This window comes from uncultured Streptococcus sp. (assembly GCF_938036805.1).
GTDB lineage: Bacteria > Bacillota > Bacilli > Lactobacillales > Streptococcaceae > Streptococcus.
The window spans coordinates 1-12,438 of the sequence record NZ_CALHWC010000204.1 but is presented as its reverse complement, the minus strand read 5'-3'; the positions used below and the strand labels follow the sequence as shown (position 1 = coordinate 12,438).

Below are 12,438 nucleotides of genomic sequence, written 5' to 3'. Positions count from 1 at the left end.
TTTTGTAATCAAAATAGAGAAAGCAAGTTGATTCCTTATCTATAATTCTATGGAATGGGCTTGCTTTCTTAAGTCTTTGACTTAAAAGACAAGTTTATGTATGAAAAGAGGGCTCTGGGCAAGTCCAAAATACAAATAAAGGATAATAAATGGAGCACTTTGGTCTTAAGAAAAAGAAGCGTCAGAATATTTTTAGAAAGAGAATCTTCTTTACACTGTTCATTATTGCTATTTATATATTAGGAAGACATATCTTGCTTCCAGGCTACAATAGCAGTATGGAAGCTTTTCGGATAAAGGAAGACAATCCCTTGGCCGCTTTGTATTTGCTGGCAGGAATTGATGTTTCTCAGATTTCAGTATTTTCTTTGGGCTTAGGACCTTGGATTACGACGATGATTGTATGGCAAGTCATGAACCTAAAGAAAAGCTGGAATATACAATCTTGGTCCCTTAAAAAAACGGATTTCTTTCAAAAGATCCTAACCTTGTTTTTTGCGATTGTGCAGGGACTCGCCATTATGTACACGGCTTATAGAGGAAATGGTCGCTTTCTACTTCTCGTGGATGACTGGCTCTATAATGCAGCAGTTTTAACTACAGTTGTGACAGGTAGTTTTATCATTATCTGGTTATCAAGTCTCAATACTCGTAAGGGAGTGGGAGGATCAACCATCATCATTATCTCAGGGATTTTGCTCCAGTTTGCTGACCAATTAATAGTCTTGCTTGGGAAATCCTTGTCTTCTGTCCGAGGAGGAATGATTTTAGTTGTGGCTCTATTGGCCTATCTTCTCTTGACCTTTGTTGCTGTCGTATGTGAGAAAGCCGAGATACGTCTGCCTCTTAATCGGATCATGTTAAGCAGTCGCTACTATGATAAATCTTATTTGCCAATTAAGTTCATTCCTTCTGGTGGAATGCCCATTATGTATGCAACAAGTGTCTTGATGTTGTTCCAATTATTACTAGACTGGACAGGGAAAGGATTTTCAGTAAAATTTGGGAATTTGTTTGACTTTACAAAGCCCTTGGGGCTCCTTGTTTATCTAGTTGCGATTTACTTGTTAGGTATTTTGTTTGCCTATATCAATTTGGAACCGGAAGAGACAGCGAAACGCTTGCAGCGTCAGGGAGAATATTTTGACTATATTCAGCCTGGGAAAGAAACCTTAAAAGTGTTAAAACACTATATTTCTTTGCAATCAAATATAGGCGCTATCTATCTCATCTTGTATGTCGGCCTGCCCTATCTTATTAATTTCTTCTTGCCTTTGCCAAGTTTCTTTTTGACCTTGCCAAGCACACTAGTCATTTTGATCAGCATGCTCTTGCCCTTGCGTGAAGAAATACGAATCTTAAGAATCGGGACTTATTATCATAAAGAACTAGAAGCAAAAGGAGAATAGAGGGATATGTTTTACTTTGTACCTTCTTGGTATAAACAAGATCGAAAATGGTATTCTACTGCCCTACCTTTCTATCTGCAACCGAAAAATATGATGTTTGATGATGCCGTAAATTTATTGCGGATGTTTCAACAATCAGGAGAAGCCAACTCTATCCTGATTTTGAATTATTCACCTCATATTCGGACCTTCTTTTATCAACAGAGAATCTCGTCAGAAGACATGTGGAATCTATTTGATAGCATACAAGGTCTAACAGATGTGCCTGCACGAAAAATTCGTTTGGATGATTTGAAATGGCCGCAAGGAGCAGAAATCTTTTATACTCCTTTTATTGTCGATGTTCACGTTGATCACCTACCTCATGCTCAGATTAATTTTTCACAAATAGGTAATATTTTTGATATTACCTATTTTGAAAATAATCAGATAGATTATCAGCTTGTTTTTGATGACCGTGGCTTTGTCTCCAGTATTATCTATTTTGAGCATAATCAGCCTTATTATCAGGACTATCTGAATGCACAAGGGATATGGCAATTCAGAGAATTTTTGACAGCTGATAACCAGCAGGTCATTATCAATCCTGAGGCACAGGGCACATTTGCCAAGGGTGTCTATCAGAATATTGAGGAGCTTGTTAAAGAAAAGCTAGAGCAGCATTTGGCTTCTGTTTTAACCAAGGATGATTCGATTATTGTTTCAGCAGATGTGCAGCATAATCATTTTTTCCAACAGATTAAGAAGGACCATCTTGTTGTTCTGTCCTTCTTTGGCAATCGTTATCCGATTACGAATACAGAACAATTATTCTCTGATTTAAAAGATACCCCATTTTTTGTGGTAGATAGCTTAGACAAAATCGAGAAGATTGCAGCACAAGTAGAGGAAGTAGAAGAAGAGCAACTTCCTGCTTATTATGAGATTCCCCCTTATGACACTCAGTTGAATCTTGGGCATAGTCAGCGGAAAAAAGAGTTGATCATCTATGTCAATTTCGATACTTTACCAGAACATCATCTTCAATATGTCTTTACTTCCTTGTTTGATATGATGTTGCAACATGAGTGGATTGACTTATTGGTTGGGACGCAGAGTCAGGATTTTGGTCGAGAAGCTTCTATTCGACAGTTTCTTGAGGAATCTTTATCATCAACAAAGTATGCAGAAAAATTGCTCCTTGTTGACAAAGATAAGGTTGCTAAGAGTGGTGATCCACGTTTAGAAGATGATGATAGCCTCAGAGAGCGAATTGATACTGTGGTGATTCATAGTGATACCGATTTGGCGAAGGCTCTGAAGTATGTTCGCGTCATCTTGGATTTGGGAAGTCCAGCCGATATCCGAACCCAAATTGCAGGTATCAGCGGAGGGATTCCTCAAGTGAATTTGTATAATTCTTCCTATGTGAAGCATGGCGAAAATGGTTGGATCATGAATGATATTTCTAACCTGAAAGAGGCACTCTTGTATTACCTCACAGATTTGGAACACTGGAATCAATCTTTGGTGCATTCGGTTAAGAGGATTGAGCTGTATACAAGGGGAGAAATTGTCGAAATGTGGAAAAATACGATAAAGGAATTAAAGCTAAATGAACAGAATTAGTGTCCTACAGATTGCCAATGAGAATTGGCAGCACCAATATGAGATTCCTAGTAATATCGCATGGACATTTGTTAAACCAGAAGATATCATGTCTCTCTTGCCAGAAGATATTGGTATTTTAAAAAAGGATGGTAAGAAACCGAAGGCTGCTAAGCCTTATGATGTTGTCTTAGTAGATACTGTTGAGCATTTTGAGTACATCACAGTATTGGACAGCTTAATTCAGGTTTATCGCTTGTTTTATCATGAACGTTGTCAAATCACTACAAAAACTTTGGAAAGATTCCTTTTACGTAAAAGGGCCGTTCAGTCTACTTTTGAAGATCCAGCTCAGATGCTGTATCTATTTTCACGGGGCTTTTCTTCCAAGCAAAGTGGTACCAAGCTCAGTGTTAATCATCTAGCTGTCAATCCCTCCTTCTCAGGTCAGATTAACTATGAAGGAACTAACTATCTCCGTCTGTGTGGTCAATATGGTGAGGATTACCAAACTGTAGCAACCTATCAGTACAATATTTTTTTGAATGGAGATACTCCTTTGGATTTGTGGCCAGAATTCAGGCACTCGGACGATTGCTTGATTCGTTATGTCATCAAAGGCTACCCAGTTGGAAGCTCTCCCATGCAAGAGTGGATTTATGATAAAGAAACTTTTGATAAGCCTCTTGTTTTGGATACCAGCGATTCTTATTACCTAAGCGTCAGCGTCCAAGCAAAAGGGCAAGGCATTGTGAAAATTGGACCTTTCCACCATCGCCAGTCACATTTGGGATATGGGGACTTGTTGGTTGGTGGAAATCGTGTTGTGGATAAAAATCGGGAGGAGTTGATTTACTATTTCCATCCTGGTGATTTGAAGCCACCTCTCAATATTTATTTCTCTGGTTATCGCCCAGCAGAAGGTTTTGAGGGCTACTGGATGATGAACAATTTGGGATCGCCTTTCTTGCTGATTGGAGATCCGCGTTCTGAGGGTGGTGCTTTCTATCTAGGCTCAGAAGAGCTTGAGCAAAAGCTGATTCAAGTCATCCGTCATTGTTTAGATGAATTGGGCTTTACAAGTGACCAGTTAATCTTGTCGGGCTTATCAATGGGGACCTTTGGAGCCCTGTATTATGCTTCCAAGTTAGAGCCTCATGCAGTGATTGTCGGCAAGCCCTTAGTAAATTTAGGCGATATTGCAGAGAATGAATCCACGATTCGTCCTGGAGGTTTTCCTACTTCTTTAGATTTAGTGCTTCGTACAATAGGAGAATTATCAGAGGAAGGAATAGCTCAACTTAATGAGCACTTCTGGACAGCATTCAAAGAGGCTGATTTTTCAAGGACGAAATTTATTGTGTCTTATATGTATCATGATGACTACGATGGTATGGCCTACCCTGATATGCTAGAAGAGCTAGGAAAGCGAGCTTATCGCGTTAATATCATTAGTAAAGGATTGACAGGACGACACAATGATGATACGCAAGGAATTGTCGAATGGTTCTTTAATCAATATAAAACTTTGTTAGTGAATAGTTTTGAAAGGAAGTTTGATTCGTGAGATACAAGGAAGAAATCTATTTTGCTTATTGGGATATGCAAAGTGTATCACAGTATCTATATGGATCGTCTGTGAAGCTACTAGCAGATGGGCATGTTTTATATGAGAATCAGTTCATGCCGTCTGGTACAGTCATTCATGAATGGCATTCGCAAGCAAACTATCAGGCTTTACGAAATACGAGCCAGCTTCCTGAATTGAAGCGAGGAGAAAACTATATCTTTGGCAGCCATCTGGAGACTCTTCCTGAAAATTCGACCTACTTGAAGATTGAATTTATGAATGCGCGTGATGAGGAGATTTTTAATCAAATCATTAAGCAGGGTGAGACGATGAGCGTTCGTGTTCCGAACAATACCCATCATTATAAAATTCAATTAGTGAGTTCAGGTTGCCATCGTTTCTTGTTTGAAAGCATCTATATTGCCGAAGAAGGTGTGGCAGATTATACCGTCGATCGCTATTGGATTTCGAAATTGTTGCATAAGGACGTCAATCAAGAGACGATTTACGTTTGCTTTACGGAGCCTGATTTCAATCGGACGGGCTACATTCCAGAAATTGTTCGGGAACATTTTCCAAATTTGCTGGTAGTCAATTCTTCCTATAAAGACGCTCTTTTGTATATGGAAAAAGAGTTTTTCGAAATCTTGCTTGGAACAATTGAAAAGCTGTCTCGAGAATATTCTTTTGAGAAGGTCGCTTTCGCTGGCTATGGACCGATTTCAAATATCGCAGCCTTACTTTACTCTCAGCAATTTGAAAATGCCTATGCTTTAGTGACTGATGATTTCATGCCAGAATTGGATTATCAGCATGTTCTTGATCGCTATCGAAATAGGGTGAATTATCCTTTATTTAGAGATTTGCTACTGGAACGCTTCAACTCAGCTAGAGTAAAAGAATATGCCCATCTGAAAAATAGGCCACGGGTACTAACCAAAATTGATTATTTGTTGGATCAGTCCTTTTTGCTTCAAAAAATAGACTTGGAGAAAACGGAAGAGTGGATGAGAAAGAATGAAGCCTAAAAAATTACATTTAGCTAATTCCTTTAAACTAAGGCGATATAAAAAAATCTTAGTAAAGATTAATCAGCTTTCTGACGATTATGCAGCCATGTCAGATGAAGAATTGCAGTCTAAAACTCAATGGTTTAAAGGCCGTCTTTCTAAGGGAGAAAGGCTACAGGAAATTTTACCAGAAGCCTATGCCACCATTCGTGAAGCGGCTAAGCGCGTCTTGGGGCTCTACCCTTACGATGTACAAATCTTAGGTGCTTTAGTCATGCAAGACAATCAGATTGCCGAAATGAGGACAGGAGAGGGCAAAACACTAACAGCAATTCTTCCCTTGTACTTAAATGCTTTGACTGGAAACAGCAGCATCTTGGTTACGGCCAATGAGTATTTGGCGATACGCGATGCTAAGCAAATGGGGCCTGTCTTTCATTACTTGGGGATGACAGTTGGGGTTGGTGTTTCAGAAAATCCAGCTAAAAAGTTAAAGGTTGTGCAAAAGCAGCGGATTTATCAAAGTGATATCGTTTATACCACACATAGTGCGCTGGGCTTTGACTATCTTGAGGAAAATTTAGCAACATCCAAATCAAAGAAATTTTTGCCTAAGTTCTATTTCTGTTTGGTTGACGAGGTTGATGCAGCACTTCTAGACAGCGCGCAAATGCCTCTGATTATCTCGGGCTCTCCGCGGGTTCAGTCCAACCTATTTGTTACCTGCGATGAATTTGTTAAGACCTTGAAGGAAGGGGAAGATTTTAAGCTAGATTCGACTCGGACTTCGGTCTGGTTGACGAGAAAAGGTGTCAAGGAAGCAGAAGTATACTTCCGTGTGCAAAATGCCTACGATCCCAATAACTACCAACTGATTCGTCAAATAAATTTGGCTTTAAGAGCCAATCATTTATTTGAAAAAGACCGCCAATATACTGTGGATAATGGTGAAGTCAAATTGATGGATGAGGGGACAGGTCGACTTTTAGAAGGGAATAAGCTCCAATCTGGCCTGCATCAAGCCTTGGAAGCGAGAGAACGTGTGAAGATTTCCCTAGAAACACGCTCCATGGCCTCCATTACCTACCAGAATCTATTCAAGATGTTTCCTAAGTTGGCGGGTATGACGGGTACGGGTAAGGTTTGCGAAGACGAATTCCGTGAAGTATATGATTTGGGAGTAGTCGTTGTACCGACTAGAAAACCCAATCAACGGATTGACTATCCAGACGAGATTTATCTGACGATTCCTCAGAAACTTTATGCTTCTTTGGATTATATTAAAAAATTACACAAAAAGGGACAGCCAGTTCTGATTGCGACAGGATCGGTAAGAATGTCAGAAATTTACTCCATGCTCCTGTTGCAGGAAGGAATTGCTCATAACGTGCTAAATGCCTACAATGCAGCGAAAGAAGCAGAGATGATTGCACAGGCTGGCCGGCGTTCTGCGGTAACCGTCGCAACCTCTATGGCTGGTCGGGGAACGGATATTATCTTGGAAGAAGGCGTTGCTAAATTAGGCGGGCTGGCGGTTATTGGAACAGAGAGAATGTCCAGTGAACGAGTGGACTTGCAGCTTCGTGGTCGTGCAGGCCGTCAAGGTGCGCCTGGACTAAGTAAATTCTTTGTTTCACTTGAAGATGATATTATCACAAAGACTGGAAGTAAGTGGATCAATGATTTTTATCAGAAAGAAGTTGCCAAGCCAGAGGAAAAACAGAAGGTTCGTTTAAAATCGGTTCGTATTAAATATGAGGTGACAGAAGCTCAGAGAAACAGCGATAATGCGGCAGCTGCTTCAAGACGATCAACGGAGCAGTATGACGAAAGTATCCGAATTCAACGGCAGATCATTTATAACAAGCGCAATGACATTATTGCTCATCCTGACTTTAAACTAGAATATTTTTTATCTGTTTTATCAGATGCTATGGACGCCTATATGAAGAAGCATCCATTTAGAGAGCAGGCTGATTTATATCGATTTGTTTTGGATAACATTAGCTACTATTGTCAAGGCATTCCGAGAGATTTAGATGTGACAAACATTCGTCAAGTTAAAAAGTTTCTATCTAAGCTTTTCATTGAAGAATACCAGCGAAAACGCGATAGAATTGAGGATTCAGAACTGTTTGGGCAGCTTCAGCGCATCGCAGTGTTAAGAGCAGTGGATGATTGCTGGGTGGAGCAAGTTGACTATCTCCAACAATTTCAAGCTTTAGTGGTTAGTCAAGGTTATGCACAAAAGAATCCTGTATATGAGTTTCATAAAGAGGCTTTTGAGTCATATAAGAGAATGAATGCAGACATGAATCTTAAAATTATAAAAAATATGGCGCTTAGTTATGTCAATGTTCAGCCTACAGGGAAATTAGAGGTTTTCTTTGGCTAAAGTTTTGACAGATTGTGCTATACACTTTATAATAAGGATATAACTGCATTCGGGAGAAAATGTATATTTATGGGTAAGAATAATAAAGCAAAAGCAAAGGGGTTTAAGCGCGTTATATCGAAGTTTAAACGATTGGTGACGGAGGATGATAATTATTATGATCCGGATGCAGCCATCTTAAAACCGATTAGCCGAAAACCCCAAGAGCAGAATCAGGTTGTGTTAGGTGTTAATGAAGAATTAAAACCACAGACAGAGCCAATTTCTATTATGGAAGACTTTGAGGATTTTCAAGCCAACAATAGCTTGGTAGTAGATGATCTGATAAAAAATGTCAGTCAAAGTTTATCAATGAGCGTTTCGACCTCAATGAGTTTGTCTGCTGAACATTTCGATAGTGACTCTGTTTCAACAAGCGAGAGTCCTCTTCAAGATTCGCTGTGGGGAAATGATTCATTAGAGACTTATTCTTTAGACTCTTCTTCTCACAGTATCGATCAGTCAGATTCAGAATCTGAGCTGGCTCTTGAGGATGAATCTCTATCCGCTTCTATTAGTGCCAGTGAGAGTCTTTCTGAGTCTGAATACTGGAGTATTTTCGAAATGGAATCCCTCAGCATATCAGAGTCGGATTCACTTTATGAGAGTGAATGGCTATCCGCTTCTATCAGTGCAAGTGAGAGTCTTTCTGAGTCTGAATACTGGAGTATCTTCGAAACGGAATCTCTCAGCATATCAGAATCAGATTCACTCTATGAGAGTGAGTGGTTATCCGCTTCTATTAGTGCCAGTGAGAGTCTTTCCGAGTCTGAATACTGGAGTATTTTCGACTCTGAGTCCCTCAGCATATCAGAATCAGATTCACTCTATGAGAGTGAATGGCTATCCGCTTCTATCAGCGCCAGTGAGAGTCTTTCCGAGTCTGAGTACTGGAGTATCTTTGAATCTGAATCTCTCAGCATATCAGAATCAGATTCACTTTATGAGAGTGAATGGCTATCCGCTTCTATCAGTGCAAGCGAGAGTCTTTCCGAGTCGGCTTCTATCCTTCTTAGCGAATTCGTTTCAACTTCGGTAGCGGATAGTCAGTCAGCTTCTCTGTCAGAATCCATTAGTGCCAGTCTGAGCCTTTCAGAATCTGAGTCTCTAAGTGCCTTAGAAGAGACTTCTATGAGTCTTTCAGATCCAGTTTATGAGGAGGAAGCTGATTCATCTTCAGTAAACGAGAATAAGCCGGATACTTTCTTGATTTCTCTTAGCACTAGCCTGAGCCTCTCTACTTCTGAATGGTTGGCTCAGTCTGAGTTTACTTCACTTAGCCTTTCGGCATCTGAATCTTTGAGCATCAGTCAGTCTCTCTCTTTGAGTGAAGCTTTTTCTCAACTTCTTTTCGAGTCTGAATCAGCCAAGGAGAGTCAGCAGCTATCAGAATCACTTAGCTATAGCCAGTCCCTTTCTCTGTCAGAATCTTTGAGTGAGTGGACAGTAGCCTCCCTAAGTCTCAGTGAGTCAATCTCTTTGAGCGAGTCAATTTCCCTGAGTGAGTCTATTGCCGAGTATACTTGGTTAAGTTCTTCATTGTCGGTTAGTGCCTCTGTTGCTCAATCCGAATTGGAAAGCCAATTGACATCAATTTCCGAGTCTATTAGTGTATCAGAATCTCTCAGTCAGAGTGTGAGCGTCTTCACTTCTTTCAGCTTGAGTGAGTCAGTTTCCTTGAGTGAAGCCGAAAGTCTCAGTGCGTCAAGCTCCTTGAGTTGGAGTGAGTCAACTTTCTTGAGTGAATCTGAAAGCCTTAGTCAGAGTCTCAGCCTTTCAGAATCCTTGAGCCAGAGTGTCAGCACTTCACTCTCTTTGAGCCTCAGTGAGTCAATTTCAGTCAGTCAATCTGAACAAGAGAGCCAGAGCTTTAGTGTGTCAGAATCCTTGAGTCAGAGCGCAAGCATTTCGACTTCCTTTAGTTTGAGCGAATCACTTTCCGAGTATACTTGGCTCAGTTCGTCACTCTCAGTTAGTTCTTCTGTTGCCCAATCTGAATTGGAAAGCAAGTTAACATCGATTTCCGACTCTATTAGTCAGAGTGCTTCAATCTCTCTGAGTGTTTCAGAATCTCTCAGTCAGAGTGCAAGCCTTTCAACTGCCTTTAGTTTAAGTGAATCAGTTTCCTTGAGTGAGTCTGAAAGCCTTAGTCAGAGCCTCAGTGTTTCAGAATCCTTGAGTCAAAGCCTGAGTGTTTCAAGCTCCTTGAGTTTGAGTGAGTCCGAAAGCCTTAGCCAGAGCCTCAGTATCTCTGAGTCATTAAGTGAGAGTGCGAGTCTTTCAACTTCTTTAAGTTTGAGTCAATCAATTTCAGAGTACAATTGGATCAGTTCTTCACTCTCAGTTAGTGCTTCTGTTGCCCAATCTGCATATGAGAGCAAGTTAATTTCAGTTTCAGAGTCGGCTAGTCAGAGCACCTCAACCTCTATCAGTCTTTCAGAATCTCTTAGTCATAGTGTCAGCATCTCAACTTCCTTTAGTTTGAGTGAATCGATTTCCCTAAGTGAATCAGAGCAAATCAGTCAAAGTATTGTGAGAGTTTCCTTATCTGAGTTTTATAGTATTTCAGTCTCAGAGTTGCTTTCTTACAGACAGAGTGTTTCAGAGTCTAAGTCAGTATCACATAGTTTACAAGTCTCAGAATCTCTGTCACTTAGCTTGTCTCGAACAGAATCAATGCGTCTTGCCTATCAACAAGAATCGCTTGATAGTATGAACCTTGCATCTCAGGAACTTTCAGAGGCGGTTGCACTATCTCAAGAAAGCTTGTCTGTTCAAGTGTCTACAACTCCAAACTTGAGCGTGACAGATCAAGAGGCATATCAGATGGTAAGACCAGGTTTACAGCCAATTTCTCCTGACTTAAAAAATGTCGCTAGTACATTATCTGGATTGGCTTCTATCGCTCAAAATAAGAAAGATCAGCGATAATTTTAAAGATACTAGAGGATACAATAGTATCCACATATATTCACAAAATCAAAAGGAGTCATTATGATTAGAAATACGATGCCCAACAGCAATAAAGGTTTGGGAACGACGGATGTATTACCAATTAGTGAACCACGTATAGGAGTACTGACAGGGGAAATCAACTACAAAAAAGTACCAATAGGTGCCTATGATCTTCTGGGGCAATTTACTTTAGCGAGTCAACCGGATTATGTTAGTGATTTGAATATGATTCAATCGATGGGCTTCAATGTTTATAGAATTTCTATTTCTTGGGCACGAATTTTCCCAACTGGAGAAGAAGCGCAGCCAAGTGAAGAAGGTTTGAAATATTATGAAGCTATCATTGATCAAGTGTTGCAAAAGGACATTGAACCGATTGTAACTTTAAGTCATTTCGATCTTCCCCTTCATCTGTATGAGAAATACGGTGCTTGGAAGAGTCGCAAGATGATTGATTTCTATGAGCATTATACAGAAGCTGTTTTCAAATATTTTAAAGATAAGGTGAGATATTGGATTACCTTTAACGAATTCAATGTTTTGCATCATTTACCATACCTTGGTGGTGGTCTGTCTTTTGAAGAGGGAGAAAATCGTAATCAGCGAATCTGGCAGGCAGCTCACTATCAATTAGTCGCTTCGGCACGTGTGATTAAGCTTGGAAAATCAATCAATCCAGAATTTCAATTTGGCGGCATGTTGGTGGTTAGTCGTAACTATAGTCAGAATCTAGATAGTGCGATTGATGCGATGGAAGCAGAAGTTAAGAACCGTGAAAACTATGTCTTTACAGATGTACAAGTTCGTGGTTCTTATCCAAACCATTTCTTGCGCCGTTTAGAACGTGAGCAGATTGCTTTAGATATTGAAAATGATGACTTCTTTGACTTACGAGTCGGAAAGGTTGATTTTGTTAGCTTTAGTTACCATGCATCTAGTAATTCTCAAGAAGTCTTTATCAATAAATATGGCTATAATAACACCAATAAGAATCCAATTGATCCTGTAGGTCTTCGCCTAGCTATGAATAATCTTTATGACCGCTATCAAAAACCACTGTTTATTGTGGAAGATGATCTAGTATTAGATGAGTCAGACAGCCGCTCAATAGAAGAGCTAAAAACGAATATTCAAGAGATCGTTAAAACAGTAGAATATGATGGCGTTGAGCTTCTTGGCTATACACCTCTCAGTTGGGTAGATCTCAATTTCTAAAATAGATGCATTTACATCTAGTTACCTTTTATGAAAATACCTGAATGGATTATATGTCATCTATTCAGGTGTTTTTGCTTATAAAAGAATAAGGTTACAAAACTAAGAAAAGCATAGAGCTAGTGGATAAATCGAATCTTATTTGCTCCTGTGGTGTTGGATTTTTTTGCTCGGAGACTTATAAAACAATGGTAATAAGCGTCATTTTATGCTACAATTGATAAGATAGTATATAATTAGAATAAATGAAGAATAGAG

Annotated in this window: 7 protein-coding genes; all 7 read left to right on the top strand. The window is 39.7% G+C overall.

Annotation, left to right across the window (positions count from 1 at the left end):
• Positions 1-149 precede the first annotated feature (149 nt).
• The 7 genes from secY2 (at position 150) to Q0191_RS08830 (ending at position 12,180) form a co-directional block, all read left to right on the top strand.
• Positions 150-1,409 (top strand): accessory Sec system protein translocase subunit SecY2, encoded by a 1,260-nt coding sequence (secY2, locus tag Q0191_RS08860; RefSeq protein ID WP_297665736.1) that lies wholly within the window; start codon positions 150-152, stop codon positions 1,407-1,409.
• 6 nt (positions 1,410-1,415) lie between these two features.
• Complete coding sequence (gene asp1, locus Q0191_RS08855; RefSeq protein WP_297665734.1) at positions 1,416-3,017, top strand: accessory Sec system protein Asp1; 1,602 nt, start codon at positions 1,416-1,418, stop codon at positions 3,015-3,017.
• On the top strand, positions 3,004-4,563 hold the full coding sequence (asp2, locus tag Q0191_RS08850; RefSeq protein ID WP_297665732.1) for an accessory Sec system protein Asp2: 1,560 nt from the start codon (positions 3,004-3,006) through the stop codon (positions 4,561-4,563). Before asp1 ends, asp2 begins: the two co-directional genes overlap by 14 nt.
• Complete coding sequence (gene asp3 / locus Q0191_RS08845; protein WP_297665730.1) at positions 4,560-5,594, top strand: accessory Sec system protein Asp3; 1,035 nt, start codon at positions 4,560-4,562, stop codon at positions 5,592-5,594. Before asp2 ends, asp3 begins: the two co-directional genes overlap by 4 nt.
• Positions 5,584-7,971: an accessory Sec system translocase SecA2 gene (gene secA2 / locus Q0191_RS08840; protein WP_297665728.1), complete on the top strand. Its 2,388-nt coding sequence runs from the start codon at positions 5,584-5,586 to the stop codon at positions 7,969-7,971. Before asp3 ends, secA2 begins: the two co-directional genes overlap by 11 nt.
• Positions 7,972-8,040: 69 nt before the next feature.
• On the top strand, positions 8,041-10,941 hold the full coding sequence (locus tag Q0191_RS08835; protein ID WP_297665726.1) for a hypothetical protein: 2,901 nt from the start codon (positions 8,041-8,043) through the stop codon (positions 10,939-10,941).
• 63 nt (positions 10,942-11,004) lie between these two features.
• Positions 11,005-12,180, top strand: a complete 1,176-nt coding sequence (locus Q0191_RS08830; protein ID WP_297665724.1) for a family 1 glycosylhydrolase — start codon at positions 11,005-11,007, stop codon at positions 12,178-12,180.
• The last annotated feature ends 258 nt before the right edge of the window (positions 12,181-12,438 follow it).

Bases quoted from the DNA above. Each gene is read 5' to 3' on its own strand.
- Q0191_RS08835 (WP_297665726.1), top strand. From the start codon at position 8,041: ATGGGTAAGAATAATAAAGCAAAAGCAAAGGGGTTTAAGCGCGTTATA.
- asp1 (WP_297665734.1), top strand. From the start codon at position 1,416: ATGTTTTACTTTGTACCTTCTTGGTATAAACAAGATCGAAAATGGTAT.
- Q0191_RS08830 (WP_297665724.1), top strand. From the start codon at position 11,005: ATGATTAGAAATACGATGCCCAACAGCAATAAAGGTTTGGGAACGACG.
- secY2 (WP_297665736.1), top strand. From the start codon at position 150: ATGGAGCACTTTGGTCTTAAGAAAAAGAAGCGTCAGAATATTTTTAGA.
- secA2 (WP_297665728.1), top strand. From the start codon at position 5,584: ATGAAGCCTAAAAAATTACATTTAGCTAATTCCTTTAAACTAAGGCGA.
- asp2 (WP_297665732.1), top strand. From the start codon at position 3,004: ATGAACAGAATTAGTGTCCTACAGATTGCCAATGAGAATTGGCAGCAC.